The 26,278-nt window shown below is 59.2% G+C and carries 30 protein-coding genes; 12 read left to right on the top strand and 18 right to left on the bottom strand.

The features are described from left to right. Positions 1–24: 24 nt before the first annotated feature. Positions 25–723: a glutathione S-transferase family protein gene (locus ACR0I0_RS13525; protein ID WP_480491827.1), complete on the bottom strand. Its 699-nt coding sequence runs from the start codon at positions 721–723 to the stop codon at positions 25–27. A 210-nt stretch (positions 724–933) separates the two neighbouring features. Between ACR0I0_RS13525 and ACR0I0_RS13530 the strand changes: the two genes are divergently transcribed. After that, positions 934–1,746 carry a mechanosensitive ion channel domain-containing protein gene (locus ACR0I0_RS13530; RefSeq protein WP_217355578.1) on the top strand — a complete coding sequence of 271 codons (813 nt, stop codon included), beginning with the start codon at positions 934–936 and terminating at the stop codon, positions 1,744–1,746. A gap of 189 nt (positions 1,747–1,935) precedes the next feature. Here ACR0I0_RS13530 and ald read toward each other — a convergent pair whose 3' ends face one another. Next, positions 1,936–3,054: an alanine dehydrogenase gene (gene ald, locus ACR0I0_RS13535; protein WP_152456755.1), complete on the bottom strand. Its 1,119-nt coding sequence runs from the start codon at positions 3,052–3,054 to the stop codon at positions 1,936–1,938. Positions 3,055–3,189: 135 nt separating this feature from the next. Between ald and ACR0I0_RS13540 the strand changes: the two genes are divergently transcribed. Then, on the top strand, positions 3,190–3,648 hold the full coding sequence (locus tag ACR0I0_RS13540) for an Lrp/AsnC family transcriptional regulator (RefSeq protein ID WP_152456756.1): 459 nt from the start codon (positions 3,190–3,192) through the stop codon (positions 3,646–3,648). 3 nt (positions 3,649–3,651) lie between these two features. Here ACR0I0_RS13540 and ACR0I0_RS13545 read toward each other — a convergent pair whose 3' ends face one another. Next, on the bottom strand, positions 3,652–4,491 hold the full coding sequence (locus tag ACR0I0_RS13545) for a CPBP family intramembrane glutamic endopeptidase (RefSeq protein WP_480485853.1): 840 nt from the start codon (positions 4,489–4,491) through the stop codon (positions 3,652–3,654). A gap of 280 nt (positions 4,492–4,771) precedes the next feature. Between ACR0I0_RS13545 and ppk2 the strand changes: the two genes are divergently transcribed. Beyond that, a complete protein-coding gene (gene ppk2, locus ACR0I0_RS13550) occupies positions 4,772–5,689 on the top strand; it encodes a polyphosphate kinase 2 (protein ID WP_371419726.1) in 918 nt (305 codons plus the stop codon). 67 nt (positions 5,690–5,756) lie between these two features. Here the strand turns inward: ppk2 and ACR0I0_RS13555 are convergent, their stop codons facing one another. The 3 genes from ACR0I0_RS13555 to rpsU all read right to left on the bottom strand — a co-directional run bounded on the left by ACR0I0_RS13555 (position 5,757) and on the right by rpsU (position 7,373). Continuing rightward, complete coding sequence (locus tag ACR0I0_RS13555) at positions 5,757–6,869, bottom strand: CAP domain-containing protein (RefSeq protein WP_480485849.1); 1,113 nt, start codon at positions 6,867–6,869, stop codon at positions 5,757–5,759. 83 nt (positions 6,870–6,952) lie between these two features. Continuing rightward, positions 6,953–7,141 carry a hypothetical protein gene (locus ACR0I0_RS13560; RefSeq protein WP_480491829.1) on the bottom strand — a complete coding sequence of 63 codons (189 nt, stop codon included), beginning with the start codon at positions 7,139–7,141 and terminating at the stop codon, positions 6,953–6,955. Positions 7,142–7,166: 25 nt separating this feature from the next. Continuing rightward, positions 7,167–7,373, bottom strand: coding sequence for a 30S ribosomal protein S21 (gene rpsU, locus ACR0I0_RS13565; protein ID WP_005614280.1), 207 nt, complete (start codon positions 7,371–7,373; stop codon positions 7,167–7,169). A gap of 111 nt (positions 7,374–7,484) precedes the next feature. On the opposite strand from rpsU, the gene ACR0I0_RS13570 reads away from it, so the two are divergent. Both ACR0I0_RS13570 and ACR0I0_RS13575 read left to right on the top strand, forming a co-directional pair. Beyond that, positions 7,485–8,177 (top strand): COQ9 family protein, encoded by a 693-nt coding sequence (locus ACR0I0_RS13570; RefSeq protein WP_171635060.1) that lies wholly within the window; start codon positions 7,485–7,487, stop codon positions 8,175–8,177. A 61-nt stretch (positions 8,178–8,238) separates the two neighbouring features. Next, positions 8,239–9,225 carry an NAD(P)H-quinone oxidoreductase gene (locus ACR0I0_RS13575; RefSeq protein WP_480491831.1) on the top strand — a complete coding sequence of 329 codons (987 nt, stop codon included), beginning with the start codon at positions 8,239–8,241 and terminating at the stop codon, positions 9,223–9,225. A 30-nt stretch (positions 9,226–9,255) separates the two neighbouring features. Here the strand turns inward: ACR0I0_RS13575 and ACR0I0_RS13580 are convergent, their stop codons facing one another. Beyond that, positions 9,256–10,113, bottom strand: coding sequence for a DUF2189 domain-containing protein (locus ACR0I0_RS13580; protein ID WP_171635055.1), 858 nt, complete (start codon positions 10,111–10,113; stop codon positions 9,256–9,258). Between the two features lie 192 nt (positions 10,114–10,305). Between ACR0I0_RS13580 and ACR0I0_RS13585 the strand changes: the two genes are divergently transcribed. Continuing rightward, positions 10,306–11,289 carry a quinone oxidoreductase family protein gene (locus ACR0I0_RS13585; protein ID WP_480491833.1) on the top strand — a complete coding sequence of 328 codons (984 nt, stop codon included), beginning with the start codon at positions 10,306–10,308 and terminating at the stop codon, positions 11,287–11,289. A 39-nt stretch (positions 11,290–11,328) separates the two neighbouring features. Here the strand turns inward: ACR0I0_RS13585 and ACR0I0_RS13590 are convergent, their stop codons facing one another. The 9 genes from ACR0I0_RS13590 to ACR0I0_RS13630 all read right to left on the bottom strand — a co-directional run bounded on the left by ACR0I0_RS13590 (position 11,329) and on the right by ACR0I0_RS13630 (position 17,350). Further along, a complete protein-coding gene (locus tag ACR0I0_RS13590; RefSeq protein WP_171635050.1) occupies positions 11,329–11,862 on the bottom strand; it encodes an outer membrane protein in 534 nt (177 codons plus the stop codon). A 260-nt stretch (positions 11,863–12,122) separates the two neighbouring features. Beyond that, positions 12,123–12,599 (bottom strand): YHS domain-containing (seleno)protein, encoded by a 477-nt coding sequence (locus tag ACR0I0_RS13595; protein WP_171635047.1) that lies wholly within the window; start codon positions 12,597–12,599, stop codon positions 12,123–12,125. Between the two features lie 183 nt (positions 12,600–12,782). Continuing rightward, positions 12,783–13,052 carry a hypothetical protein gene (locus tag ACR0I0_RS13600; RefSeq protein ID WP_171635045.1) on the bottom strand — a complete coding sequence of 90 codons (270 nt, stop codon included), beginning with the start codon at positions 13,050–13,052 and terminating at the stop codon, positions 12,783–12,785. Beyond that, on the bottom strand, positions 13,049–13,654 hold the full coding sequence (plsY, locus tag ACR0I0_RS13605; RefSeq protein ID WP_171635042.1) for a glycerol-3-phosphate 1-O-acyltransferase PlsY: 606 nt from the start codon (positions 13,652–13,654) through the stop codon (positions 13,049–13,051). The genes ACR0I0_RS13600 and plsY overlap by 4 nt, the downstream gene beginning before the upstream one ends. Further along, the gene (pyrC, locus tag ACR0I0_RS13610; protein WP_480485842.1) at positions 13,654–14,934 is read right to left on the bottom strand and encodes a dihydroorotase; all 1,281 of its coding nucleotides are present in this window, start codon (positions 14,932–14,934) and stop codon (positions 13,654–13,656) included. The genes plsY and pyrC overlap by 1 nt, the downstream gene beginning before the upstream one ends. Next, positions 14,931–15,317: a hypothetical protein gene (locus ACR0I0_RS13615; RefSeq protein WP_171635036.1), complete on the bottom strand. Its 387-nt coding sequence runs from the start codon at positions 15,315–15,317 to the stop codon at positions 14,931–14,933. The genes pyrC and ACR0I0_RS13615 overlap by 4 nt, the downstream gene beginning before the upstream one ends. Continuing rightward, positions 15,302–15,820, bottom strand: coding sequence for a hypothetical protein (locus ACR0I0_RS13620; protein ID WP_171635033.1), 519 nt, complete (start codon positions 15,818–15,820; stop codon positions 15,302–15,304). The genes ACR0I0_RS13615 and ACR0I0_RS13620 overlap by 16 nt, the downstream gene beginning before the upstream one ends. Beyond that, positions 15,817–16,752 carry an aspartate carbamoyltransferase catalytic subunit gene (locus ACR0I0_RS13625; protein ID WP_171724300.1) on the bottom strand — a complete coding sequence of 312 codons (936 nt, stop codon included), beginning with the start codon at positions 16,750–16,752 and terminating at the stop codon, positions 15,817–15,819. Before ACR0I0_RS13625 ends, ACR0I0_RS13620 begins: the two co-directional genes overlap by 4 nt. A 409-nt stretch (positions 16,753–17,161) precedes the next feature. Next, a complete protein-coding gene (locus ACR0I0_RS13630) occupies positions 17,162–17,350 on the bottom strand; it encodes a hypothetical protein (protein WP_171635031.1) in 189 nt (62 codons plus the stop codon). Between the two features lie 159 nt (positions 17,351–17,509). Between ACR0I0_RS13630 and ACR0I0_RS13635 the strand changes: the two genes are divergently transcribed. From ACR0I0_RS13635 to ACR0I0_RS13660, 6 genes are all read left to right on the top strand, one after another. Continuing rightward, on the top strand, positions 17,510–18,277 hold the full coding sequence (locus ACR0I0_RS13635) for a uracil-DNA glycosylase (RefSeq protein ID WP_480491836.1): 768 nt from the start codon (positions 17,510–17,512) through the stop codon (positions 18,275–18,277). After that, positions 18,274–18,873, top strand: a complete 600-nt coding sequence (locus ACR0I0_RS13640; RefSeq protein ID WP_209834718.1) for a metallophosphoesterase family protein — start codon at positions 18,274–18,276, stop codon at positions 18,871–18,873. The genes ACR0I0_RS13635 and ACR0I0_RS13640 overlap by 4 nt, the downstream gene beginning before the upstream one ends. After that, positions 18,870–19,490, top strand: coding sequence for a LysE family translocator (locus ACR0I0_RS13645; protein WP_480491838.1), 621 nt, complete (start codon positions 18,870–18,872; stop codon positions 19,488–19,490). The genes ACR0I0_RS13640 and ACR0I0_RS13645 overlap by 4 nt, the downstream gene beginning before the upstream one ends. 6 nt (positions 19,491–19,496) lie before the next feature. Next, a complete protein-coding gene (gene moaB, locus ACR0I0_RS13650; RefSeq protein ID WP_480491840.1) occupies positions 19,497–20,039 on the top strand; it encodes a molybdenum cofactor biosynthesis protein B in 543 nt (180 codons plus the stop codon). 106 nt (positions 20,040–20,145) lie between these two features. Continuing rightward, positions 20,146–21,594 (top strand): efflux RND transporter periplasmic adaptor subunit, encoded by a 1,449-nt coding sequence (locus tag ACR0I0_RS13655; RefSeq protein WP_480491842.1) that lies wholly within the window; start codon positions 20,146–20,148, stop codon positions 21,592–21,594. 5 nt (positions 21,595–21,599) lie between these two features. Continuing rightward, a complete protein-coding gene (locus ACR0I0_RS13660; RefSeq protein ID WP_480491844.1) occupies positions 21,600–25,001 on the top strand; it encodes an efflux RND transporter permease subunit in 3,402 nt (1,133 codons plus the stop codon). On the opposite strand, the gene ACR0I0_RS13665 is transcribed toward ACR0I0_RS13660, so the two are convergent. Together ACR0I0_RS13665 and ACR0I0_RS13670 are read right to left on the bottom strand one after the other, a co-directional pair. Continuing rightward, a complete protein-coding gene (locus ACR0I0_RS13665; RefSeq protein WP_209834712.1) occupies positions 24,968–25,417 on the bottom strand; it encodes an NUDIX hydrolase in 450 nt (149 codons plus the stop codon). The two genes, ACR0I0_RS13660 and ACR0I0_RS13665, sit on opposite strands and share 34 nt — an antisense overlap. Before the next feature lie 4 nt (positions 25,418–25,421). Then, the gene (locus tag ACR0I0_RS13670; RefSeq protein WP_371732240.1) at positions 25,422–26,234 is read right to left on the bottom strand and encodes a protein-disulfide reductase DsbD domain-containing protein; all 813 of its coding nucleotides are present in this window, start codon (positions 26,232–26,234) and stop codon (positions 25,422–25,424) included. Positions 26,235–26,278: the final 44 nt, after the last annotated feature.

Consider the following 26,278-nt stretch of genomic DNA (forward strand, 5'->3'; position numbering starts at 1 on the left):
GCACCCTCCCAATCGTGAAACAGATTAAGCGCGTGCGGGTATGGTCTTGCCGCGCTGCACCGCCGGGCGTTGCATGAAACGGTCGACATAGGCGACGACATTGGCGTAGCCGTCCCAGCCGACAACCTCTTTCGCGCCGTAGAAGTCCAGAGCATTCAACCAGGGGGCAAGAGCGATATCGGCGATGGAATAATCGCCGGCGATCCAGTCTTTCCCTTCCAGTTGCGTGTTGACCACGTTCAAAAGGCGTTTGGCCTCGTTGATATAGCGTTCGCGCGGTCGGGGGTCTTCGATTTCGCTGCCCGCGAATTTGTAGAAAAAGCCAAGCTGGCCAAACATTGGCCCCACGCCCCCCATTTGGAACATCAGCCATTGGGTAATGCGATGCTTGTCTGCTGCGCTTTGTCCCAGCAACATGCCTGATTTCTCGGCCAGATACAGCAGGATTGCCCCGCTTTCGAACAGGGCCAGCGGCTCACCGTCCGGCCCGTTGGGATCGATGATGGCTGGGATTTTGTTGTTTGGGTTCAGCGACAGAAACTCGGGGCTTTTGACATCCGCATCCGACAGCGTCACCAGATGGGGCTCATAGGGCAGGCCGGTTTCCTCCAGCATGATCGACGCCTTCACGCCGTTTGGAGTCGGATAGGAATACAGTTGAATCCTGTCCGGAGATTGCGCGGGCCAGCGCGCCATGATCGGATGCGGTTTGTTGTCCAGCATTGGGGGCTCCTGTTTGGCTGTCCCTGTAAAAGCTAGGGGCCACGCCTGATTTATTTAAGCCCTTGGCGATGTGCATTTCCGGTCAGGCCGTGTTTTCTGACGAACAAAGGGGAAATCCCACGAAACTCGCACCTAGACCGGAAGCCAAACTTGGCTCACAATCTGGTGACCCCCGCGAAAACCTCGCGGGTTTCTTGCTGTTGAAAGGAGATGGGCGTGGATGAGGTCGTAACACAGGTGGGTGCATTTGCCCCGCTGATCATGAGTGCCGTCAAGGCGCTTGTCGTTCTGATCCTGGGCTGGATCGTGGCTGGTGCAATCGGGGGCATGGTTCGCCGCCGGATCAATTCGACGCCGCATATTGATCCGACGCTTGGGAACTTTATGGCAAGCCTGGTCAAATGGGCCATTCTCGCCATGGTTCTGGTTGCGGTTCTAGGCATCTTCGGAATTGAAGCCACCAGCATCGTCGCCATTCTGGGTGCTGCGTCCCTGGCTATCGGCCTGGCGCTTCAAGGCACGCTCAGCGATCTGGCGGCCGGTGTGATGCTGGTTGTCTTCCGGCCCTACAAGCTGGGTCAATTTGTTGATATCGGCGGCACGTCGGGCACCGTAAAGGACCTGAACCTGTTCACCACCGAACTGGTGACGCCGGACAACGTGCAGATCATCGTTCCGAACGGTCAGGCATGGGGCTCGATCATCACGAACTACTCTGCCCATGACACGCGTCGTGTCGATCTGGTATTCGGAATCGACTATGGTGACAGTGCTGACAAAGCCATGCAGGTCATTCTGGATGTGGCCAAAGCGGACAGTCGCATTCACAGCGACCCGGAACCCTGGGTTCGGGTTACGAACCTGGGTGACAGTTCGGTGGATCTGACAGCACGGCTGTGGTGCTCGGCGCCAGACTATTGGGATGTCAAATTCGAGTTGACGAAAACGATCAAGGAAGCCTTTGACGACAAGGGTATTTCGATCCCTTACCCTCATTCTGTGGAGATCCAGAAACAGGGGTGACGGCTCCCGCCCGTCGATCGGGCATTCGAAAATGCCCTCCTCCCGTTGGGCCGGGCACCGCGCAAGGGCGCGGTGCCCTTTTCTTTGTTCAAACCATCGCTTTGAGTCCAACCGCGCCACGCCTGTGGCGTGGCGCTATGCCCAACGCTGGAAACCGCTTTTCAAAAACGATTTCAGGGGCAGGAGTGGTTACGACTTGACGATCACGTTGGGCGAGACGACGTCAATACCAAGGGCCTTGCCGACCGCATAGTAGGTCAGCTTGCCAGCGTGGACGTTCAGACCTTCCAGCAGATGCGGATCGTCCTGACACGCCTGTTTCCAGCCTTTGTCCGCCAGAGACAGCATGAACGGCATTGTTGCGTTGCCCAGGGCGATGGTCGAGGTGCGCGCCACCGCGCCCGGCATGTTGGCAACGCAGTAGTGCATGATGCCGTCGACGTCGTAGATCGGGTCGGCATGGGTGGTGGCTTTCGACGTTTCGAAGCACCCGCCCTGATCGATGGCAACATCGACAAGTACGGCACCGGGTTTCATCGTCGACAGCTGGGCGCGCGAGACAAGTTTTGGGGCCGCAGCGCCGGGGATCAGAACGGCACCGATGACCATATCGGCATCCTGGATCAGCTCGGCCGTGGCACCTGCCGTCGAATACTGGTTCTTGAAGGTGCCGCCAAAGACGTCGTCCAGATAGCGCAGCCGCGGCAAAGAGCGATCCAGAACGGTGACATCCGCGCCCATACCGGCGGCAATCTTCGCCGCATGGGTTCCTACGACGCCGCCGCCGATTACGACCACTTTGGCAGGGCCGACACCGGGTACGCCACCCATCAGCACACCGCGCCCGCCATTGGCCTTTTGCAGGGTCCACGACCCGACCTGAGGGGCCAGACGACCGGCGACTTCGGACATCGGTGCCAGCAGGGGCAGGCCGCCGTTCGCATCGGTCACAGTTTCATAGGCGATGGCAGTACAACCCGATTCCAGCAGGTCATGCGTCTGATCCGGGTCCGGAGCCAGGTGCAGATAGGTGAACAGCAGCTGCCCTTCGCGCAGCATCTTGCGTTCCACGGCCTGGGGTTCCTTGACCTTGACGATCATGTCGGCGGTGGCAAACACCTCTTCCGCAGTGTCGATGATACGTGCGCCAGCCGCGACATAGGCGTCGTTGTCAAATCCCGCGCCGATGCCTGCGCCGGATTCGATCAGGACTTCGTGACCACGTGCAACTGCTTCCTGAGCAGCATTGGGCGTCATCCCGACGCGGAATTCCTGAGGTTTGATTTCCTTGGGGCAACCGATTTTCATTGGGCTCTCCGTTCATAAGCTGCTTAAATTATGTGCATTTTGTCGCGCAATTTCTGTGAAAGAAAACGTGTCAATGCGTTTTTCTTTGGAAGAATTTCGCGCAATGTGTAAAAATATCGCAAAGGACTTGCGCAAATGAGCTTGGATACGACTGATCGAAAGATTCTGGCGGCACTGCAAAAAAACGGCAGGATGTCGAATTCGGAATTGTCTGAACAGGTCAACCTGTCTCCGTCGGCTTGCCACCGGCGTGTTCAGCGGCTGGAGGTTGAAGGCTACATTCGCAACTACGTGGCGCTGCTGGATGCGCGGAAGATGAACGTGCCGACAACGGTCTTTGTCGAGATCACGCTACAGGGTCAGGCCGAAGAGGTTCTGGATGCGTTTGAAAAGGCGGTAGCCCGGATACCGGATGTGCTGGAATGCCATCTGATGGCCGGTACGGCGGATTACATTCTGAAAGTTGTGGCGGAAAACACCGAAGATTTCGCCCGCATCCATCGGCAATACCTGTCGCGCCTGCCCGGGGTGGCGCAAATGCAAAGCTCGTTTGCCTTGCGTACCGTGTTCAAGACCACTGCCTTGCCCGTCTGATTGTCATAAAGACCCGGGATAGGTGAACAGAAAAAGGTGGGTCAGGTTGAACCCAAAATGCATCATCACAGGCACCCACAGGCGTCTGGTTGCATAGTATCCCAATCCGCAGGCCAGCCCGAGAATGGAAGCAAAAACCACCAGCGCCGTACCCCCGGCGACATGGGCCAGTCCGAACAGCAGGCTGGCTGCGATCACGCTGCAAGCGGCCCCGAAGCGTGAGGAGATGGCTGATTGCAGATAGCCACGAAAGAAGGCTTCTTCCGTCAGGCAGGTCAGAAACAGGTTGGACAGGGTAAATACCAGCCACCAGGGCGGGACCGAAAATTCCGGCTGCACCGCGCCAAAGGCAAGCCCCAACAGAAACAGCCCCGGCAAGAGCAGCAACCCTGCCAGCAAAGCCGTGCGTTTGATCTGCGTTTTGCCGCGCAGCATCCGGGGCCAGGCCAGAAGAACGGCAAAGAAGACCATCGGTTTGTCCAGGTTCAGATGCAGGGTGAAACTGGCGCTTCCCGCACCTGCCTGTACCTGATCCAGAATTTTCAAATTTTCGAATCCCGGCAGCAGATGGGCACCCATGACCAGGCACCACAGGATCAACAACAGGTGTCCGGCGACAGCAGGCCACCCTTTCAGATGGGGCAGCAACAAAGCTCCGACCAGACCAAAGGCCACCGCGGCGATCGCCATGGGTGACATCAATCCTGTCGCCGAGGCAATGCTAATGAACAAAGCCAGCAACGAAAAGCCGATGCCTGTCCGCCGGGTCAGCACCATCAATTGCGCTGATATCAGAACAAGCCAGGGCCAGATCGCTGGCATCACGGAAAGAAGGAATGTCACAATCGCCTCGTCTTTGTCATGCGCACCGTGATGCCGCACCAAAACGAGGCAATGCAAGCAGCCATGGCCAAGCGCCGTGCATTGCGTCAATTCAGACGCTTGTATCCCGCGGGCCAGATGTACAAATTCAGGGGAAAGACCGTATACCCGCGCTGGACCTGATTTGTAGGCGTGACAACAGCCGCAGGACTCGTGACCCTCGCATCAATTCATCTGGTGACATCAGACGGCAACACGGGCCCGATATGGTCCGAACCCGAAGACCGAGAAGGAGCTGACCTTGGACAACGAAAACACTGGCGCCCCCAAAGACTGGCTGGAAGCCGAGCTGGAGGACACGCTGGACGAAGATTTCGAGATAGAATTCAGTGAGCCGATGCTGTCGATGGAAGTCCGCAAAATCTATCGGGAACAGCATCCGGATATGTTGGATCGCAAGGTTTACTTCCGCAACCTGCTGCGCCTGCAAGCCGAACTGATCAAGGTTCAGGACTGGGTACAGCATACCGGAGCCAAGGTCTGTATCCTGTTTGAAGGCCGTGACAGTGCCGGTAAAGGGGGCGTGATCAAGCGGATCACCCAGCGTCTGAACCCGCGCGTCGCGCGCGTGGTGGCATTGCCGGCACCCAGCCGCCGTGAGCAAAGCCAGTGGTATTTCCAGCGCTACGTACCGCATCTGCCGGCGGCGGGTGAAATCGTTCTGTTCGACCGCTCCTGGTACAACCGGGCCGGCGTCGAGCGGGTGATGGGTTTTGCGTCCGAGGACCAGGTTGAACAATTCTTTCAGGACGTTCCGGAATTCGAACGGATGCTGGTGCGGTCAGGGATCATTCTGCTGAAATACTGGTTCTCGATCACGGATGAGGAACAGCAGTTGCGATTCCTCATGCGTATTCACGATCCGATGAAGCAATGGAAGCTGTCACCGATGGATCTGGAATCCCGCATCCGCTGGGAATCCTACACAAAGGCCAAAGAGGATATGCTTTTCCGAACCAATATTCCCGAGGCCCCGTGGTACATCGTCGAAGGCAATGACAAAAAACGCGAAAGGCTGAACTGTATCGAGCATCTTTTGACAAAAATCCCTTACGAGGACGTGCCTCAAGAAAAGGTCAATCTGCCCGATCGCAAGTACAACCCGGAATACGAACGCCGCGTTTTGCCGGATGAACTTTATGTACCAAAGATCTACTGAAGCAAAATCAGGCTCTGAGCCGGAATATGCGAGGCCGACACGGCCGGCCTCGCACAGGGTCAACTGATCAGGCTGCATCCATCATGCAGTCAAAGTGGAAGAAGTTGACCATTGTGATGTCACAGTCATCGACGTCGGCTGTTTCGGTACCCGCAGGCTCGGATTCCGTTTCCGGCGTGACGTCGACGGTCGGCATCATGTCGATATCATCGGTGTCCGCCACGTCCGTGTCGCCGTTCATATCGTCACCCCAGTTGAACTCGTCAAACTGCGCTTGCAGGTTTTCGAGGAAACTGGCGATTTCATCCAGGAAGGCCTGAACGTCAAAGCAGAACGTCTCGGCCTCACCGCCGTCAACCACGTCCACGTCCGGCGTTTCGGGCTCCGGTTCCTCGGTCTCGGTGACGTCGGTATCGGGTGTTTCGGGCTCCGGTTCTTCGGTTTCGGTGACGTCGGTGTCAGGTGTTTCGGGTTCCGGTTCTTCGGTTTCGGTGACGTCGGTGTCGGGTGTTTCGGGCTCCGGTTCCTCGGTCTCGGTGACGTCGGTGTCGGGTGTTTCGGGTTCCGGCTCTTCTGTCTCGGTGACGTCGGTGTCAGGTGTTTCAGGTTCCGGCTCTTCTGTCTCGGTGACGTCGGTGTCAGGTGTTTCAGGTTCCGGCTCTTCCGGAACGGCAACTTCGTCCGGCGTGGTTGGCGGAACGGGCGGTGTGTTCGTATTGCCGTTGTCCAGCATGACTGCCGCGTCGGTTGCGGCAAAGTTCTGGGTGACCATCACCGCATCAAAACCCTGCATATCGCCGGTTTCGATACCGATCCCGATATATTTGAAATCCGGGTTCAGAATATTGGCGCGGTGGCCCGGGCTGTTCATCAGGTTCTGGTGCAACTGAGCCACGTCATCGCTGATGCCGGGCTGCCCGCGTTCGGACTGCCATGCGATGTTTTCGCCGGTTCGCCAGTTGCCCTCAAGATCGAACCCGGCGTTTTGCATCCGCTGGGTCGCACTGGAACCGCCCGAACCGGTGTGGCTGAACGTGTCTGTGTCCAGCATCCAGGTGCTGTGATCTTCGGATGAATCGTTCAGCTGCGTCTCAAGCTGAAGCGGGTTGAGCCCGCGGGATGTGCGTTCCTGGTTGATCAGCTCCAGCATCTCGCGTTCAAATGTACTTGCAGTCGACATTTTTGCCTCCGTTTGTGTTTGTGTCCTTCCGGACGGGCTCACTTAGAGGTCGGGAAATCGATGGTGGTAGGGGGCGGTTCACTTCAGGCGAGTTTTGGCGGCGCGATGCTACCGGTGCGGGATTCGCTGCGCTGCAAAATGCCGGGCAAAATGTTGCTGGTGAGGAAATGGCGGCTTGCCGCACAGCCGGTGCCACGAGTCGGCGGATTGAAACCGATCCCCGAAACGACAAACCCCCGGGCGATGCCTCGGGGGTCGTCAAATAGTGTCATCCAAAGCTGGACGAGACCAAAGGTCTTAGAGCAAACCTTCGCGCTGTGCTTTCTTACGTGCCAGTTTACGGGCACGACGGATCGCTTCAGCCTTCTCGCGCGCTTTTTTCTCGGACGGTTTCTCGAAATGTTGCTTAAGCTTCATTTCACGAAACACGCCTTCGCGCTGCAGCTTTTTCTTCAGGGCACGAAGCGCCTGATCGACGTTGTTGTCGCGAACACTAACCTGCATGTGGTTGTCACCACCTTTCTAGATAGAGTTGCAAGGAAATTGCAGGAGTTGGCCGTATAGCAAAGCCGCTCTAACTTGTCTAGTACTGGGCCCGACAACCGGAGAACCGCCATGACGACCACATATGAAGATGCAAAACAGCGGCTTTTGGATGCGATGCTGATCCATGTTCCCTTCGATGGGTGGTCGGAATCCAGTTTCCGCGCCTCCATTTCCGACTGTGGTCTGGATGACGGTCTGGCACGCGCGATTTGTCCGCGCGGCGCGGTGGATCTGGCGCTGGCCTACCACGCGCGCGGGGATCAGGCGATGCTGGACCGCATCAGGTCCGAGGACCTGAGCGAACTGAAATTCCGCGACAGGATTGCAGCTGCGGTTCGGTTCCGGTTGCAGGCCGTCGAGGACAAAGAGCTGGTGCGCCGGGGCATGACGCTGTTTTCCCTGCCAACCCATGCGGCCGACGGTGCCAAGGCGGTTTGGCAGACCTGCGATCTGATCTGGGATGCGCTGGGCGACAGCTCGGATGATGTGAACTGGTACACGAAGCGAGCCACTTTGTCGGGGGTCTATTCTTCCACCCTGCTGTTCTGGCTGGGCGATGACAGCCCGGATCATCAGAACACGTGGGAGTTTCTGGATCGCCGGATCGCAAATGTCATGGAGTTTGAAAAACTCAAGGCGCAGTTGCGCGACAACCCGGTGTTGAAACCGTTCTTGGCGGTTCCGAACTGGCTGGCGGGTCAGGTGAAGGCTCCGGTAAAAATGCGGGCCGATCTTCCGGGAATGCTGAACCCCCGAAAGTAGCGCGTCTTGGTGCTGGGCCTTGGCCCTGATGCCTGCTAGGCATTGGGCAAAGGAGGTGCCTATGACCCAGATGATGCGCGCTGTTGAGATCACCGAACCGGGTGGTCCCGATGTTTTGCAACTGACCGAGCGACCGATTCCCGAACCGGGTGCGGGGCAGGTCGTTCTGAAAGTGGCCTATGCCGGTGTGAACCGTCCGGATGCGTTGCAGCGCGCGGGCGCTTACGATCCGCCGCCCGGCGCCAGCGACCTGCCGGGGCTTGAGGCTTCGGGCGAAGTGGTCTCGATCGGGGCCGGGGTCGAAGGACTGTCCGTCGGGGATCAGGTCTGCGCGTTGCTGCCGGGCGGCGGCTATGCCGAATATGTCGCCACCCCTGCTGCCCATTGCCTGCCGGTTCCTGCCGGCATGGGAATGAAAGAGGCAGCCTGCCTGCCCGAGACCTTTTTCACCGTCTGGTCCAACGTGTTTACGCGGGGCGGGCTGAAGGCCGGTGAACGATTTCTGGTCCATGGCGGCTCGAGCGGGATTGGCACGACGGCCATCCAGTTGGCCAATGCCTTTGGCGCCCGCGTTTTTGCCACCGCAGGGTCGGATGAAAAATGTCAGGCTTGCGTCAAGCTGGGTGCGGAAAGGGCGATCAACTACCGCGATGAGGATTTTGTGGCCGTCATGCGGGCCGAAGGTGGGGCAAACTTGATCCTCGACATGGTCGGAGGCGACTATATCCCGCGCAACGTCAAAGCTCTGGCCGAGGATGGGCGGCTGGTCCAGATCGCGTTTCTGCAAGGCCCGGTGGTCGAGCTGAACTTTGCGCTGATGATGGTCAAGCGCCTGACCCTGACCGGCAGCACCCTGCGCCCGCAAAGCGATCTGGCCAAGGCCCGGATTGCGCAGGACCTGCGCGAAGCTGTCTGGCCTCTGCTTGAGGCTGGCAAGGTTGCGCCTGTCATGGACAGCGAATTTGATCTGGCCGAGGCTGCGGCCGCCCATGCACGCATGGAAAGCTCGGGCCATATTGGCAAGATCGTCCTGAACGTGGCGGGCTGAACTCTGCGCGCGCGGGGCAGACCCGCGCGTTCACGCAACCGCGCGGCGGTACAGGTGCCATGTGGCATGGCCCAGAACCGGCATCACTATGATCAGGCCCAACAGCATCGGCAGGGCACCCACAAACAGAAGGGCCGCCACGATGAACCCCCAGGTCAAGATGACGCCGGGGTTGTGACGCAACACGCGAAACGACGTCACGACCGCCACCGGCAATCCGACTTGCCGGTCCAGAAGCAACGGAAAGCTGACGACGCTGATCGCCAGAGCGCAAAGAGCGAACACGAACCCAACGGCGAGTCCGACAACCATCATGGTCCAGCCTGCAACCGTAGTGACGGCCTGCTTGGCAAAAGTGCCAAGTGACGCGGGGGCTTCTGGCCCCATTGTATGCGTGTAAATGCTCTGCGCCACCATCAGCCAGATCAGCAGAAGCATCACCAGATAGAAGCCCAAAACCAGAATTGCGCCGAAAGCCGGAGAGCGGAATACACCGAACGCATCCAACCAATGCACCGTGCTGCCTTGTTCTCGTTTGCGGCTGATCTCATACAGCCCCACAGCTGCGACTGGACCGATCAAGGCAAAACCGGCGATCAGAGGCGCCAGAAGTGGCACCATGTTGACGTTCAGGGCAAAGCCGAACATCAAAAGTCCCGCGATCGGGTAGATCAGCACGATGAATATGGCATCCGCCCGTGTTTCGACAAAGTCGTGATACCCCGCCTTCAGGCAGGCGCGCAGATCTTGCATCGTCAATGTCTGCACCATCGGCAAATGCTTGGTATCTGCGCTTCCGAGTTTTGAAACGCTATCCGAGACATGATCACTGGCCGCCCCCAGATTCTGGGCTGCCCAACTGATCGGATTTCCGATTGTTTTAGCCATTTTCATCCCCTTTCCTGGCGAGATTTGCGCCGCGGAATGGATCCGGCATAAAGTTGTCCGTGGCCGGACCAGCCGACAACGCCTGATCGCAGTATAGCACAGTTTGGCGGAATCCTGATCAACACTCTGATATCGGACGATTGCTCCGCATCGCAGTCATGTTAGCTTGATGTCAGGCAAGAGGAGGTCAGGATGCAGACAACAGCGAAAACGGTGGTATTGCACGAATTCGGCGGGCCCGACGTTCTGCGGATCGAAGACAGGCCATTGGGCGACCCCGGACCGGGTGAAATACGTATCCGTCATCATGCCTGCGGTCTTAATTTCATCGATGTTTATCAACGCACTGGATTGTATCCCCTGGAACTCCCCCATGCGTTGGGGATGGAAGCGGCGGGTGTCGTCGAGGCCGTTGGGGAAGGGGTAACGCACCTGCAACCCGGTCAGCGGGCCGCGTATGCGGCAGCCCCACCCGGCGCGTATTGCGAGGCCCGCGTAATGCCTGCGGCACAGGTGTGCCCTTTGCCGGATGGCATCTCTTTCGACGCTGCTGCGGCAATGATGTTGAAGGGTTTGACAGTTGAATACCTGTTTCACCGAACCACTCCGCTGAAACGCGGGGATACGGTGCTGTTCCACGCAGCGGCGGGTGGGGTCGGACTGATCGCCTGCCAATGGGCGAAGTCAGAAGGGATTACTCTGATTGGCACGGCGGGAACCGACGAGAAATGCAGCCTCGCCCGGTTCAACGGGGCCGCGCATTGCATCAACTACCGCTCTGAGAATTTCGCCGAACGGGTGGCCGAGATCACCAAAGGCAAGGGTGTGGATGTGGTTATGGATTCCGTGGGGGCGGACACGTTCGAAGGATCGTTGAACTGCCTGAAACCCTTGGGAATGATGATTTCCTTCGGCAACGCCTCGGGGCCGGTGCCGCCATTCGATATTGGTGTTCTGGGCCAGAAAGGATCGCTCAAGATCACCCGCCCCACTTTGTTCACCCATATTGCGGACCACTCCGTCTGTCAGGCAATGGCGCGCCGCTTGTTCGGCAAGGTCGAGGGCAGAGAAGTCAAGATCCACATCGATCAGCGCTTTGCACTTGACCAGATCGCCGATGCACATCGCGCGTTAGAAGCGCGGCAGACGACCGGCAGCACAATTCTGGACCTGTGAACTGAGACCCGGCTTGAAAAGCCGGGTCCAATAAGCAGGTCAGAACCGGTAAGAGACACGAACCTGCAATGTGGTTGCGTCGACATCCACATTGTTTCCGTTGAAGTTATCGAATTCGTGGTACAGCAACTCTCCACCGACGCTCACGTTCGGTGCCACGATCTGTTCATAGCCTGCGCCGATGAACCACCCGTCATCACTGCCCAGGGTGTCGGTGCTCGCTTCGGCGTAGCCTGCCGTGCCGTACAGCAGACCTTGCGGGTTTACCTTGTAGCCGGCGCGCGCTTTCAGCCGCCAGACATCTTCGACAGTTGCGGCGCCGGACAGACCCACGTCAGTCCAGTCATAGTCAAATCCGCCGCCAACGACCCAGTCGCCCAGATCATAATCATAGCCCAGGATGATACCACCGATCACGCCATCGCCATCGACACCCGACAGGCTGGTGTCTACATCGGCATAACCCAGTTGCAGACCGCCATAAAACCCGGTCCAGTTGCCCGAGGATTGTGCCATTGCCGATCCCGCGACCACGGTTGCGACAGTAGTGATTAGAGCCAATTTCAAAGTCATCTCATTTCCTTTCGATTGTCACTCTGCTCCAGTGAAATTCGGTTCACTTATGCAGACAGTTACGATCCGCGAACGTCATCGGATCAGTGATACCTACGAACCCTTGCCCGAATTCTGCCTCTGAAACGTGAACAGACACGCCGGGGACCTTTGAAGTCGGGCACTTCTGATACTGATGAGATAGGTAGAGATGAGAGGTCTTCAAACGATATACGGCGGCGGAACATTCCGCCGCCGACACATCTGAAGATTTAGGCGGATTATTGCTTTTGCAATTCAGCAGGGGTTTTGTCCGCGATGTTTTCCCAGTTTGCGCTTGCGCTTTCGATAAAGCCCGGGATGTCGCCTTCCCAGCGTTCCTGGATGTCTTCCGACAAGTTCAGGTACAGTTTGTTGTCGACGATTTTCCAGTGGTTCGGGTCACCGTCGAATTTGAAGCCCATGGCTGTACCAAAAGCACAATAGCCGCCATAGGCAGGCAGGTAAGCTTCCGGGTTGGCTTCGAAGGCGGCTTTGTTCTCCTCGGACGAGAAACGGTACAGCGCATCGTCGTGCAGCGTGGTGATGCGGTAGTCACCCTTGGTCGCTTCACCGACGGTGAAATAGGCAACCGGGTCATAACCCTGCATGGCCAGACCGGTCGAGCTTGCGTTGATGTCCACTCCAGCGGCCAGAGCGGATGTTGCCAGTGCAACGGACAGAGCGACGCCACCGATCAGAGATTTAAACTTGTTCATTGTTCCACCTTTCGTGAAAGGAGCCTCGTCTGTGTGCCGATCGAAGGCTCCGGATTGTTGTCCTGTGTGGCCCGTAATTGACCGTCACGACAGCGATCTGGGAAGCAGACGGATCACGTTCAAAACAATGAATCGTGATTGTGCGTCAGAGAGGAACGTCTGTTCAAAAATGCAGGCCTGACATTACGCGTCCGGTTCAAAATCCAGAACAAACGCGATGACTTTGCACGCCGCCATTTCACAAGGCCTCAGCAGCGTGCCGCTGATGCGTGTCTGATACAGGTTCATGCTGATATAGTCGGTGCCGCCCAGTTCGTGCGCAACCAGCTTGTGGGATTTCCCCTTTGCCAAATGTTGGCGCACGACGACATAGCGCCGATCCCCCGATGTACCGGTAAAACTGCCTTCGGGCAGTGCGAAAAACGCGGAAACGAAAGCGTCCGGCGGTGTCACGACTTTCCGATTTTCGGTTCAGTTCCGGCCTTGATCCGTGCGACATTGGTGCTGTGACGCCAGTAGATCATAAGGGTCAGGATAATCCCAAGGATAAAGGAGTGTCCGTTTGTCAGAACCAGTACCCAGGTCGTTGAAAGCGCGGCCGCAGCCAGCGCGCCGACCGAAGATATCCGCCAGATCGCCGCCGCCACCAGCCAGCTGAGACAGCACGCAACTCCGACGCGCCAGTCCAGCGCCAGCCAGAGGCCCAGAAAGGTGGCCACGCCTTTTCCGCCCTTGAAACCCAGCCAGATGGGAAAGCAATGACCCAGAAAGGCAAAAAGGGCTGCGATCTGCGCGGCGTCTTCTCCTGCATAAGCACGGGCAATCAGAACCGCGACCGCGCCCTTGGCCGCGTCGAACAGCAAGGTCAGCGCCGCGGCGGCTTTGTTGCCGGTGCGCAGGACGTTGGTCGCGCCGATATTTCCGGACCCGATTTCGCGCAGATTTCCCAGCCCCATGACCTTTGCAAGCAGCAGGCCGAAGGGAATGGAGCCCAAGAGATATCCAACCACCGCCCACTGGAGCAGTTCGCTAGTCGAGTTGTCGATCGGGGGCATCAGGAACTCCGGAACACTTCTTTACCTGCAACATAGGTCGAAATGACCTTACCTTGCATCCGCTGGCCGTCAAATGGCGTGTTCTGAGATTTGGATTTTAAGGCAAAGCGATCAAGCACAAAAGGCACATCCGGGTCGAACAGAACCAGATCCGCCGGGGCGCCTTCCGACAATCGGCCGCTTTCCAGACCCAGCCGTTTGGCCGGGTTCAATGCCATCGCCCGGAACAGGGTCGGCAGGTCCAACTGGTCGGCATGATACAGGCGCAATGCCGCCGGCAAGAGCGTTTCCAGCGCCACCGCGCCCGAGGCGGCCTCTTCGAACGGCAGGCGTTTGCTTTCTTCGTCCTGCGGCGTGTGCATCGAACTGATCGTGTCGATCAGGCCGGTGCGCACCGCCTCGATCACCGCCTGCCGGTCATCCTCGGATCGCAGCGGCGGCTTGACCTTGAAGAAGGTGCGATAGTCGGCCACGTCCAGTTCGTTCAGCGTCAGGTGATGGATCGAGGTGCCGGCGGTTATGTCCAGCCCGTTGCGCTTGGCCCGTTCCAGCGCGGGCAGGGCGCGGGCGGTGGTGATCTGGTCGGCGTGATAGGCCGCGCCCGTCATTTCCAACAGCGCGATGTCACGGTCCAGTCCCATGCGCTCGGCCATGGGCGAGACCGCAGGCAAGCCGCGCAGGGCGGCGAATTTGCCGCTGGTGGCCGCGGCGCCATGGCTCAGGCCCGGATCCTGTGGGTGGGCAATCACCAGCGCTCCGCAGGATTTTGCATAGGTCAGGGCGCGGGAAAACACCTTGGTATTGGTGATGACGTGATCGCAATCGGTGAAGGCCACGGCGCCTGCGTCCTGCAAAAACCCGATTTCCGTCATCTCTCGCCCGTCGCGCCCTTTGGTCAGCGCGGCCATCGGCAGAACATTGACCGGCGCATCCGCCTGAGCACGCCGGGTCGCGAATTCCAGCGTTTCCGGCGTATCGACCGCGGGCAGTGTATCCGGGCGGGTGACAATGGTGGTGACACCACCGGCTGCGGCAGCGAGGCCTGCGGATTTGTAGCTTTCCTTGTGCCGTTCGCCCGGCTCACACACCTTGACGCCGATATCGACGATGCCGGGGGCGAGGCACTTGCCGCCGCAGTCGATGACCTGGGCGTCAGCAACGGGCACGTCCCCGTTGCCCTTGCCCTGAATGAGGCCGTCAGTAATGTGCAGCCAGCCGGGACTGTCCGTGCCGCTATCAGGGTCGATCAGGCGGGCATTGGTGAAGATCAAGGTGGTCATGGAATGGCCCTTTCAATCGCGGCTTTGGTGGCGGCCGGGTCTGACTGGTACTTGATCAGATGCTTGTCGCCGGTTTTGGTGACAACCTGGACGAAGCTGCCCATGATATTCACGGCGGTGATCTGGTTCAGCGGCATGCTGCGTCCGCCGGGACCGGTCAGTGCGGTGTCTGACAATTGCCAATTGGCGACCATCTCTTCCGAGGCCAGATACCAAGCGCGTATGCCAATGGCGGCAAGGCCAGCAGGCGCTCCGGTCCAGACGTAAGGATTGCCGATCAGCCACAAAACGATCATCGCACCGGCCATAGCAACAGCAGCCAGCCATGCATTTGTGCGGATATAGGCCCCTTTGTCCGGGGTGAAGATCACAGGATCAGCCATAAGATGCCTCCGATGACCAAAAGCGCGACCAGTGCCAGAATGGCCGATCCTACGCGGCGGGGGGTGTCACCCGCTGTGACGGTTTGCGGGGCGGAAAAGGGTTTGGCGCTTTCGGTTTCGATGATCCCCCCGATCCAGTTCGTGGCTTCTTCCGTGAACAGGCCGATCAGGCGCAGTCGCGGATCGGGGTTCAGCGTCGCCGGGTGTCCGTTGAAAGCCGCGCTGCGAAGGACCATGACCCAACCGTCGACAGAGGCCAGAGCGTTCCGGTCCAACTGATCCGCAGACACGCCGCAGCCCTCGGTCATGTAGCCGTACAGGCCGAGCTCTTCGAGGTCGGAGACCGGGAAAATATCGATTTGGCTGGGGTCCAGCCCGTCGACCCCAAGCACCTGATCGGCGGCACCCGGTTCGCGCAGGAATTTCGCCTCTTCCGGGCGCATGTCCAGCGTGAACAGGCGCAAAACGCCGCGTTCATGGGGGGCGACGGTCAGATCGCTCATGCGGCCTCGCGCAGGTTGCGGGCCAACAGATCCATCGCCGCCATGCGGACGGCGACACCCATTTCCACCTGTTCCTGAATGACGGATCGGTTGATATCATCGGCTAGCGTGCCGTCGATCTCGACCCCGCGGTTCATCGGGCCGGGATGCATCACGATCGCGTCTGGCTTGGCCTGCGCCAGCTTTGCGGCGTCCAGACCGTAGCGGTGGTAATATTCGCGTTCCGAGGGGATGAACCCGCCATCCATCCGCTCTTTCTGAAGGCGCAGCATCATGACGACGTCAACGTCCTTGAGGCCCTCGTTCATGTCGTCATAGATTTCGGCCCCGAACTCGGCGAACTGGCTGGGCACCAGCGTCGGCGGGCCAATCAGGCGGATGCGGTTTTCCATCTTGCCCAGCAGAATCAGGTTCGATCGGGCGACGCGGGAATGGGCGACATCGCCGCAAATGGCAATGTTCAGTCGGTGCAGGCGACCTTTGGCCCGACGGATGGTCAGGGCGTCCAGCAGGGCTTGCGTGGGGTGTTCATGTTTGCCGTCACCGGCGTTCAGAACGGCGCAATTGACCTTCTGCGCCAGCAGATCGACCGCGCCGGAATGCGGGTGCCGCACCACCAGAAGATCCGGGTGCATCGCGTTCAGCGTCATCGCGGTGTCGATCAGGGTTTCACCCTTTTTGATTGAGCTGGCCTGCATCGCCATGTTCATCACATCCGCACCCAGACGCTTGCCCGCCAGTTCGAAACTGGCCTGTGTGCGGGTCGAGTTTTCAAAGAACATGTTGATCTGGGTCAGCCCCGACAGCACGTCGGAATGCTTGGTCGACTGGCGGTTCATGTCGACATAGGTCTCGGCCAGATTCAGAATGTCGGTGATATCGGATTGCGACAGATGCTCGATGCCAAGAAGGTGACGATGGGCGAAACGCATGGGCGGGCTCCTGTCTGACAATCGCGCCGCTTATAGGAAGCCGGGCGGCGCAAGGCAACCTAAGGTTCCGTACCCTCAGGCAGTTTTTCGCAACCGCCGTCGGGCAGGCATTGCTCACCCGGTTTGCACCACTTGCCATAACCACAGTCGATGGCCTTGATCGGTACGCAGCCTTGATGCGCCGAGCATTTGAAACCGGGGCGGCATTGTGATCCGGTTTCCTCGCACAGGAACCACCCCGGACGAGAGCAGCCCCCGCCGGGCAGGCAGGCCGAACCGCGTGCGCAGGTTCTGCCATCAGCGCATGTGGTCGGTGGCGTCGTATCCAGTTCGGGTGCGCTTCGTTCACACTCGCCACGGCCATTGCAGAAACTGTCGCCGGGACAATCCAGCCGTGATGCGCATTTGTTCAGGCCAGCGGGCGCACATCTGAGTCCACCGGCAACGCAGCGTTCGAACGGACCGCAACTGCGCCCGCCGCCGCAATAGGTGCCGCCCAGTGGAATGCAATGGCCATCAAAACTGCATCTTTGCCCGCCTGAACAACATGTGCTGCCACATTTGAACTGACCCGCACGGCACTGCCCGTGTTTGTCATGAAATGTGGCCCATGCCGGATCATCGGTGACAACCAGCACTAATCCAATGATGAGGAATCGCAGAAATCTGAGCATCGCATGCCGATGGTCGGCGCGACAGAGCGACCGATCAAGCCCTATTCGCTTTCCCTCAGCCCTCAGGCGGGTAAGTTATCCCTATGGAATCGGGCTTGGACTATTATTCTGCGCAGGCGCTGCTGGAATGGCAGATCGAACTGGGTGTGACCGAGGCAATCGGTGATGCGCCGGTTGACCGGTACGCGTTGCCCGACACCACGGCCAAACCCAGGAAACCGGAAACGTCCGCCGCCGCCCCGGCAAAGCCAAGGGATGTGGACCCGGTAGAAATCGCTGGATCCGCAGCACGGGGCGCGGGATCGCTGGATCAGCTGCGCGCAGCGATGGACGCGTTCGAACATTGCGAGCTCAAGCGCGGTGCGCGGCAATTGGTCTTTGGCGACGGGACCCCCGGCGCGCGCGTGATGATCATCGGCGAGGCGCCGGGTCGCGATGAGGACCGCGAGGGCAAACCCTTTGTCGGCCGTGCGGGTCAGTTGCTGGACCGGATGCTGGCGGCAATTGATCTGGATCGTCGCGAAGACGTCTATATCACCAATGTGCTGCCATGGCGGCCCCCGCAGAACCGCGACCCCAAACCCGAAGAGATCGGGATGATGAAGCCGTTTCTGGAACGCCACGTGGCCCTGGCCAGACCCGAGGTTCTGGTTGTGATGGGGAATATCAGCTGTCAGGCGGTGCTGGGCAAACGCGGCATCACCCGCCTGCGCGGCAAATGGGATCAGGCAATGGATCTGCCGGTGATTCCGATGTTCCACCCGGCTTATCTGCTACGACAACCGCAGATGAAACGGCAGGCCTGGGCGGATCTGCTGGAACTGAAAGCGCGGCTGCGAGGTGCAACATGAAGGTTCTGGCATTCTCTGATCTGCACATGGCGCGCAACCGGGCAGCCGATCTTGTTTCCGCCAGCGCCGAGGCTGATCTTGTCATCGGTGCCGGTGATTATTGTAATTCGCGTCAGGGGCTGGACGAGGCGATGCAGATGCTGTCCGGCATTTCGACGCCGCTGGTCCTGATCCCTGGGAACGCGGAAAGTGCAGAAGAGCTGGGCAATGCGGCCCCGAACGGTGTCCATGTCCTGCATGGGTCTGGCATGACCATAGACGGCTTGCGCTTGTTTGGTCTTGGCTATGGCGTACCACCGACCCCGTTCGGAGACTGGTCCTGTGACCTGACAGAAGGTGAGGCGACCGAGATGCTCGACCGGTGTGAAACGGCGGATGTCCTGATCGTTCATTCTCCGCCCAAAGGGTATGGGGATCAGACATCGCAAGGCCTTTCGGTTGGATCGACTGCCATACGGGATGCGGTGGAACGCCTTCAGCCGGGATTTGCGTTCTTCGGTCATGTGCATGAAAGCTGGGGCTATCGCGGGTCCCTGGGGCGAACGCATTTGGCCAATCTGGGCCCGATGCCAAGTTGGTTCGAGGTGGATACGTGATCGATTTCCAGACCTTGCTGGTCTTTGTTCCAGCGGCACTGGCACTGAACCTGACGCCCGGTGCTGATATGATGTTCTGCTTTGGCCAAGGGCTGCGATCCGGGGCGTGGCCTTCGGTATCGGCAAGCGCCGGCGTGTCCGTGGGTTCGATGATTCACGTGCTGCTGGCAGGGCTTGGACTGGGCGCTGCGGTGTCGGCGCTGCCCTGGCTTTTTGAAGTGATCCGCTGGATGGGTGCCGCTTACCTGATGTATCTGGCTTGGGGTGCGGTCCGGCATGGCGCTTTGACTGGGGATACGCCTGTGCGGTCGACGCGCATGGCCTTTCGGGATGGGATGTTGGTCAACCTGACCAATCCCAAGGTCATTCTGTTCGTGCTGGCGTTCATACCGCAATTCGTCGACCCGACCGCGGGATCGGTTCTGGTGCAGTTCCTGATCTTCGGGCTGATCATCGCATTTGGCGGGTTCTTGGTGAACGGGCTGGTCGGGGTTTTTGCCGGCGGGGCAGGCAAGGTGCTGATCGGCAACCCGCGCGCCGCGCGTATTGTTGGTTGGATCACGGGGGGTATTTTTTCCGCCCTTGCGATCCGGCTTGTCATGATGGAAAGGGCCTGACGCAAGATGTCGCGCATTGACGAAACCAAGGAGTTCATCCCCGTCAGAATTGCCGTTCTGACCGTTTCGGACACCCGATCGATGGACGAAGATCGCTCGGGGCAGACATTGGTGGACCGGATCGAAAAAGCGGGCCATGTGGTTGCGAACCGCCAGATCATCCGGGATGAGCGCGACCAGATCGCCGATCAGTTGCGGGCATGGGTGGCTGATGAGCAGATCGATGTCGTGATCTCGACCGGTGGAACGGGTTTGACCGGGCGGGACGTGACGGTCGAAGCGCATCGGGACGTGTACGAAAAAGAGATCGACGCATTCGGTACTGTCTTTACCGTCATTTCGATGGAGAAAATCGGCACTTCGGCGGTGCAGTCCCGCGCAACCGGGGGGGTTGCGGGGGGAACATACCTTTTTGCATTGCCCGGCAGCCCGGGGGCCTGCAAGGATGCGTGGGATGGGATTTTGGAAAAACAGTTCGATTACCGGCATCGCCCCTGCAATTTTGTGGAAATAATGCCCAGATTGGACGAACATCTGCGACGGAAGTAGACTGGTCGTACGTTCAATTCCGTATAACCGCTTTGTGGCTTGGCATAATTCGTGATCCGGCTACATGTTGTGGACGGCAGCTTGGTGCAACCGGGGTAACTGTTTGATGCGATTTCTACGGCAGAGTCTTGTCGGTATCTTTCTGGCGTTCCTGACGCTTGCTCTGCTGTTTGTTGCCGCGCAGATCATCATGGGTGCCGTTCAGGACGTCCTGACGCGTGAGGACCAGGCGCCCGCGGCCCGCGAACGGGTCTTCGCGGTTGCCGTACGTCAGGCCGAGGCGGAAACCGTAATCCCATATCTAGAAGCATTCGGAGAGGTCCAGAGCCGGCGCAGGCTGGAATTGCGCGCGGCACTGGGTGGCCGCGTTGTCGCCTTGGCAGAGGATTTCGTGGATGGCGGAACGGTAACTGCCGGGGAAGTTCTGGTTGAACTGGATCCGGCGGATGCCCAATCCGCGCTGGATCGGGCCAAGTCCGATCTTTTGGACGCACAATTTGAAGAACGTGATGCCGAACGGTCTTTGCTGCTGGCGCAGGACGAATTGAAATCGGCCGAGGCGCAAGCCGAACTGCGGGAACGGGCGCTGCAACGGCAACGCGATCTGGAGTCCCGAGGGGTAGGCGCCGCCGCCAGCGTGGAAGAGGCGGAACTGGCGGCTGCTTCGGCACAACAGGCCGTTCTGGCGCGTCGTATCGCGCTTGCACAGGCTGAATCTCGCGTCGATCAGGCAACGACGTTGTTGGCGCGCGCGGTGATTGCCTTGGAGGCAGCGGAACGCGATCTTGACGATATGACCATTCGGGCCGGATTCAGCGGCACTCTGACCGATGTGACGCTTGTGGAAGGGCGGTTGGTGTCGGCGAATGAAAAACTGGCTGAACTGGTTGATCCAAACGCTCTTGAAGTGGCGTTCCGGGTGTCGACAGCACAATATGTACGTCTGTTGGACGAGAATGACAGGCTGATCAACGCACCGGTCACGGTTTCGCTTGAGGTGACGGGCACCGATCTGACCGCGACTGGTCATATCAGCCGCGACAGCGGTTCTGCGGGCGAGGGTCAGACCGGACGTTTGATCTATGCGCGTCTGCAAGAGGCGTCCGGTTTCAAGCCCGAAGATTTCGTCACCGTCTCGGTTCAGGAACAACCGCTTGCCAATGTGTTCCGCTTGCCGTCTTCGGCATTGGATGCATCGGGAACGGTTCTGGTGCTGGGTGCGGATGACCGTCTGGAAAGTTTGCCGGTGCAGCTTGTCCGCAGACAGGGTGACGAGGTTTTGCTGAGGGGCGACGGGTTGGAAGGGCGCGAGGTTGTGATCGGACGCACGCCGTTGCTTGGATCTGGCGTGCGGGTGCGCCCCTTGCGGCTTGAGGCCGGGGCAGACCCGGGCATGGTCGAACTGTCAGATGCGAAACGCGCTGAACTCGTGGCCCGGGTCGAGGCCAGCGAATTCATGCCTCAGGATGAGAAAACTCAGGTTCTCGGTCAGTTGCGCGAAGCGCGCGTCCCTTCATCTCTGGTGCGGCGCATTGAAACCAAGGCCGGGGGTTGAGCGTCATGATGCGCGAGATACCTGGCGCAGCGGGTGGCCTTCTCAGTTATTTCACACGGCACCGGACGGTCGCCAATTTGCTGCTGCTGGTGATGCTGGTTCTGGGTGCGGCAGCTATCCCGAACATGCGGGCGCAGTTCTTTCCGGATGTCATTCTGGAACGCGTTGATGTGACCGTCTCGTGGGAAGGTGCAGGCCCCGAGGACATGGATGCCGGTATCGTGCAGTTGTTGGAACCTGCGCTGCTGGCCGTTGAAGGGGTAACCAGTACCGAGGCCAGTTCCCACCCAGGTTGGACCCGCGTCAGACTGGAGTTTGAGCCGAACTGGGACATGTCCCGCGCGGTCGAAGACGTCCGGACCGCGATAGACGGTGTGACGGATCTGCCCGAAGGCTCGGAAGAACCTGAAATTCGACGCGGCGCTTGGCGGGATCGGGTAACGGATGTCGTTATCAGTGGCCCCACCGACACCAATCAACTGGCGAAGCTGACGGATGAGTTCATCAACCGTTTGTTTTCGGCAGGGGTTACGCGAACCGAAATCAGGGGCATTGCCGCGCCTCAGATCATTGTCGAGATCACAACGGCGCAATTGATCGCCAATGACATCACCATGGAAGAGATCGCGTCCGCGATTGCGGCCGAGGTCAGCACCGATCCCGCTGGTGAGGTTGAGGGCGCAGGTGCGCGTATCCGGGCCGGAACCGAAAAGAGGACCCCGGAGCAGATCGAAGACATCGCGCTGCGGACCTTTGCCAACGGGTCGAAGCTGAAGGTCGGTGATATTGCCAGGATTCGGGTCGAAGGTGTCACACGGTATCGCAGTTATTTCGTCGGCGACGATCCGGCCATGTCCATCCGGGTTGATCGGTCAAATCTGGGCGATGCGATAGACATCCAGCACACGGTCGAAGATGTTGCCCGTGAAATGCAGGCCAGCTTGCCCGAAGGTGTGAAGATTGAGCTGATCCGCACCCGCGCCCAGGCCATAACCGACCGATTGAACATCCTGGTCAACAACGGGTTGATGGGTCTTGGCCTTGTCGTCTGCCTGCTGTTCTTGTTCCTCAACGCGCGCATCGCCTTCTGGGTTGCGGCGGGTATCCCCGTGGCGATGTCGGCCGCAATCGCATTGATGTATCTGGGGGGCTTGTCGCTGAACATGGTCTCGCTGTTCGGCCTGATCATCACGCTGGGCATCGTGGTTGATGACGCCATCGTGGTGGGGGAACACGCGGATTTCCGCGCCCGGCGTTTGGGTGAGCCGCCTGTTGTGGCTGCGGAACGTGCGGCGCGGCGGATGGCCATGCCGGTTCTGGCTGCGACTGTCACGACGGTAATCGCGTTTTTCGGTCTGACCCTTGTGGGCGGACGTTTCGGAGAATTGATCCGCGACATTCCCTTTACGGTGATCGCCGTTTTGATCGCTTCGCTGGTCGAATGCTTTCTGATCCTTCCCAATCACATGGCACACGCCATCGCGCATTCGGCCAAGGAACACTGGTATGATCTGCCCAACCGGGTCGTCAATCGTGGTTTCCGTTGGGTTCGGGATCACCTGTTCCGTCCCTTGATCGCCTGGGTGATATGGGCGCGCTACGTCGTCGTGGCGCTGATGATCGCGGTATTAGCCAGCCAGGTGGCGCTGTTCATTCGCGGCGACGTCAATTGGCGTTTCTTCAATGCACCAGAGCGAAGTTCCGTGACCGGCGGCTTTATCATGCGCGAAGGTTCGACGCGATCGGATACGCTGGAAATGATGCGCCTTCTGCAACAGGCGGTCAATGACCTGGGCCAGATCTATGAAGAGCGTCATGGGCGCAATCCGATCGACTATGTCCTGGCCGAGGTTGGCGGCAATGCAGGCCGACAGCTGGCTGCTGCGGATGGCAAGGATGGCAGTTTGTTGGGGGGTATCTCGATCGAACTCATCGATGCCGATCTGCGCCCTTATTCGAGTTTCGAATTCGTCGGAGAGTTGCAGGAATTCGCGCCGCGCCATCCCAAGCTCGAAGTGATCAGCTTCCGGGGGTGGCGCTCTGGACCGGGTGGCGACGCCATCGACGTGCAGTTTTTTGGCTCGGACGTGAGCGTTCTCAAGGCGGCGTCCGAAGACTTGCAGGCCGAGCTGTCGAAATTTCCCGAAGTCTCGGCGCTGGAAGACAACCTGGCTTATGACAAGGAAGAGTTCATCCTGGACCTGACTGCACAGGGAGAGGCGCTGGGATTCCGGATTGAAACGCTTGGTCGCGCCCTGCGCAATCGCCTGAACGGTATCGAAGCGGCAACTTTCCCGGACGGGCCGCGCAGTGCCGAGATCCGTGTGGAACTGCCTGAAGGCGAACTGACGGCAGATTTCCTCGAGCGTACACTCATGCGGTCTCCTGACGGGGTTTACGTACCGCTGGCCGACATCGTTTCGGTCGAGCGTGAATCCGGTTTCTCGACGGTTCGGCGCGAAAACGGCCTGAGGGTTGTTTCGGTCTATGGCGACATCTCCGAGGATGATCCGGCCCGCGCGGCTGAAATCGAACGGGCGATGCAGGAAGAAATCCTGCCGAATATCGCTGCCGAACGGCAAGTCGAGTGGCGCATGTCGGGCCTGAGTGAACAGGAGAATGAATTCCTTGCCGAAGCCCGCACCGGTTTGATCCTGTGCCTGACAGGTATCTACCTTGTTCTGGCCTGGGTGTTCGCCAGCTGGACACGGCCAGTGGTTGTCATGGCAATCATACCCTTTGGCCTCGTTGGTGCGATCTGGGGCCACTACATCTGGGATGTGCCGCTCAGCATGTTCACGGTGGTCGGGTTGCTGGGCATGACGGGGATTATCATCAACGACTCGATCGTTCTGGTGACGACGATAGATGCGTATCAAAAAGACCGTGGTCTGGTTCCGTCCATTGTCGAAGGTACCGCAGACAGGTTGCGTCCCGTGATGCTGACCACTTTGACCACGGTTCTTGGACTTGCACCGTTGCTTTATGAAGGTTCGCAACAAGCGCAATTCCTCAAGCCGACCGTGATCACGCTGGTTTACGGGCTTGGGTTCGGGATGTTGCTGGTTCTGATTCTGGTGCCTGCCCTGCTGGCGATCCTCAATGACGTGGCGCGTCCGATGACAGCCATGCGCCGTGCCGCGCGGGCACCCGACCGGGTGGTTCGCGGGGCGCTGGCGGCAACCGGTGCCGCATTGGCTGTTTGGTTCGGCCTGACGATGATTTGGCCCGCGGTTTCAGGCGCGCCGCTTGGCGTGCTGCAAGGCCTCTATGCGGGTGGAGATGGCATTGCGGTGCTGCGAATGGGGTTGGGTGCATTCCTGGCCGGGGCGATTCTGATCGTGGTCCTGAGCGTGATCCTGTCAGGTTTGCTTTATGGGCGGCTGACAAGATCGGCCGATGCCTGATCCGCGCGGATCGCGTGTTCCAATAGGTCGATGACCCGCGCGCTCATCGGCAGGTCGCCCCGGCGTATCTGCTCGATGGCAAACCAGCGGGCATCCAGCGCGTCATCACCAGCCTGCGGTGTGCCGGACTGATAGCGGCAGGCAACGCCGACCAACAGGTAATGGGACAAAACCTGCCCCGCCTTGTCGTGACGCAGCAGATCCAGATTTCTCAGGTAATGAGACGGTTCCGCAATCACCGAGGTTTCTTCCCGCAACTCACGCTGCGCCGCCTGCAGAACGGTTTCACCCCACTCTACGTGGCCGCCGGGGAACCCCCACAGCCCCTTGTCCGGCTGTTTGCTGCGCTGAACCAGAAGAACCTTGTCCTGATGCAGAACAACCGCCAATGCACCGATCTTGGGGGATTGGCTCATGCATTCAGCCCGCGCTACAGCCCAGAATATCCACCGCGTGGTCAGACCCCAGAACGGTGATCCGGATCTCGGACCGGTCCAGCGCAAAAGGTGCACCTGATGCGTGTATGATTTCTGCTTCGGCCACCAATGTATCCCCCTGCCTTAGAGATACGGGTTGCGAGGCCCAAAGCGAAGGATTGCCGGGTTCGATCACGGCGACTTCTCGACCGCCCGCGGATGGCATCGTCATCCGCGCCTCGATCCGCATCCCATCTTTCGTGGGCGTCAGGTTGCAGGTGGTCTTGGTGACACGGGCTTCGCGCGCGGAATAGGGCCTTTGCGCCATCGCTGCGGCAATCGCCGGGTTGCGATCAGCTTCGGCGTCCAGCGTGTGGTCGAAATCCAGGCGTTCCGGTATGCAAACGTCTTTGCAGACCCCCAGATCCATCTTGCCTTTCAGACGGACCGGTTTTGCCGGGTTGCGCGGAGTGACCTTGATGGGCAGGACCAGCTGATTTTCATAGCCAATCGATTGCAGGCCATTCTGATCAAAGATTTCGGGCGAGGGCCAGATGATTTCCACCTGGCCGACATTTCTGGATCGCTTCCAGTCGAACTCGGGCGGGATGCCGGAATCTCCTGGCGCGCGCCAGTAGGTTTTCCAGCCATCCTTGAGCGTCAGTTTCAACGCGGACATATAGGTGCCGTTGGCCGTCCGACCACCATCCAGAACATCCAGCCGAACCACGTTGTCCAAATCTTGCGCGGCAACTGGAACGGACAGGCTCAGACACGCGAGCGCGGCGACGGCGGTGGGTTTGATCGGCATCTTCATACCCCATAAATGCGCGTCGATGGCGCGGATTCCAAGTCACGATC

The organism is Ruegeria sp. AG6 (genome assembly GCF_056541565.1).

Excerpts from the sequence above, each read along its gene's own strand:
- ACR0I0_RS13525 (WP_480491827.1), bottom strand. The coding sequence starts at position 723 with ATGCTGGACAACAAACCGCATCCGATCATGGCGCGCTGGCCCGCGCAA.
- ACR0I0_RS13530 (WP_217355578.1), top strand. The coding sequence starts at position 934 with ATGGGCGTGGATGAGGTCGTAACACAGGTGGGTGCATTTGCCCCGCTG.
- ald (WP_152456755.1), bottom strand. The coding sequence starts at position 3,054 with ATGAAAATCGGTTGCCCCAAGGAAATCAAACCTCAGGAATTCCGCGTC.
- ACR0I0_RS13540 (WP_152456756.1), top strand. The coding sequence starts at position 3,190 with ATGAGCTTGGATACGACTGATCGAAAGATTCTGGCGGCACTGCAAAAA.
- ACR0I0_RS13555 (WP_480485849.1), bottom strand. The coding sequence starts at position 6,869 with ATGTCGACTGCAAGTACATTTGAACGCGAGATGCTGGAGCTGATCAAC.
- ACR0I0_RS13560 (WP_480491829.1), bottom strand. The coding sequence starts at position 7,141 with ATGACACTATTTGACGACCCCCGAGGCATCGCCCGGGGGTTTGTCGTT.
- rpsU (WP_005614280.1), bottom strand. The coding sequence starts at position 7,373 with ATGCAGGTTAGTGTTCGCGACAACAACGTCGATCAGGCGCTTCGTGCC.
- ACR0I0_RS13570 (WP_171635060.1), top strand. The coding sequence starts at position 7,485 with ATGACGACCACATATGAAGATGCAAAACAGCGGCTTTTGGATGCGATG.
- ACR0I0_RS13575 (WP_480491831.1), top strand. The coding sequence starts at position 8,239 with ATGACCCAGATGATGCGCGCTGTTGAGATCACCGAACCGGGTGGTCCC.
- ACR0I0_RS13580 (WP_171635055.1), bottom strand. The coding sequence starts at position 10,113 with ATGGCTAAAACAATCGGAAATCCGATCAGTTGGGCAGCCCAGAATCTG.
- ACR0I0_RS13585 (WP_480491833.1), top strand. The coding sequence starts at position 10,306 with ATGCAGACAACAGCGAAAACGGTGGTATTGCACGAATTCGGCGGGCCC.
- ACR0I0_RS13590 (WP_171635050.1), bottom strand. The coding sequence starts at position 11,862 with ATGACTTTGAAATTGGCTCTAATCACTACTGTCGCAACCGTGGTCGCG.
- ACR0I0_RS13595 (WP_171635047.1), bottom strand. The coding sequence starts at position 12,599 with ATGAACAAGTTTAAATCTCTGATCGGTGGCGTCGCTCTGTCCGTTGCA.
- plsY (WP_171635042.1), bottom strand. The coding sequence starts at position 13,654 with ATGCCCCCGATCGACAACTCGACTAGCGAACTGCTCCAGTGGGCGGTG.
- pyrC (WP_480485842.1), bottom strand. The coding sequence starts at position 14,934 with ATGACCACCTTGATCTTCACCAATGCCCGCCTGATCGACCCTGATAGC.
- ACR0I0_RS13615 (WP_171635036.1), bottom strand. The coding sequence starts at position 15,317 with ATGGCTGATCCTGTGATCTTCACCCCGGACAAAGGGGCCTATATCCGC.
- ACR0I0_RS13620 (WP_171635033.1), bottom strand. The coding sequence starts at position 15,820 with ATGAGCGATCTGACCGTCGCCCCCCATGAACGCGGCGTTTTGCGCCTG.
- ACR0I0_RS13625 (WP_171724300.1), bottom strand. The coding sequence starts at position 16,752 with ATGCGTTTCGCCCATCGTCACCTTCTTGGCATCGAGCATCTGTCGCAA.
- ACR0I0_RS13630 (WP_171635031.1), bottom strand. The coding sequence starts at position 17,350 with ATGACAAACACGGGCAGTGCCGTGCGGGTCAGTTCAAATGTGGCAGCA.
- ACR0I0_RS13635 (WP_480491836.1), top strand. The coding sequence starts at position 17,510 with ATGGAATCGGGCTTGGACTATTATTCTGCGCAGGCGCTGCTGGAATGG.
- ACR0I0_RS13640 (WP_209834718.1), top strand. The coding sequence starts at position 18,274 with ATGAAGGTTCTGGCATTCTCTGATCTGCACATGGCGCGCAACCGGGCA.
- moaB (WP_480491840.1), top strand. The coding sequence starts at position 19,497 with ATGTCGCGCATTGACGAAACCAAGGAGTTCATCCCCGTCAGAATTGCC.
- ACR0I0_RS13655 (WP_480491842.1), top strand. The coding sequence starts at position 20,146 with ATGCGATTTCTACGGCAGAGTCTTGTCGGTATCTTTCTGGCGTTCCTG.
- ACR0I0_RS13660 (WP_480491844.1), top strand. The coding sequence starts at position 21,600 with ATGATGCGCGAGATACCTGGCGCAGCGGGTGGCCTTCTCAGTTATTTC.
- ACR0I0_RS13665 (WP_209834712.1), bottom strand. The coding sequence starts at position 25,417 with ATGAGCCAATCCCCCAAGATCGGTGCATTGGCGGTTGTTCTGCATCAG.
- ACR0I0_RS13670 (WP_371732240.1), bottom strand. The coding sequence starts at position 26,234 with ATGAAGATGCCGATCAAACCCACCGCCGTCGCCGCGCTCGCGTGTCTG.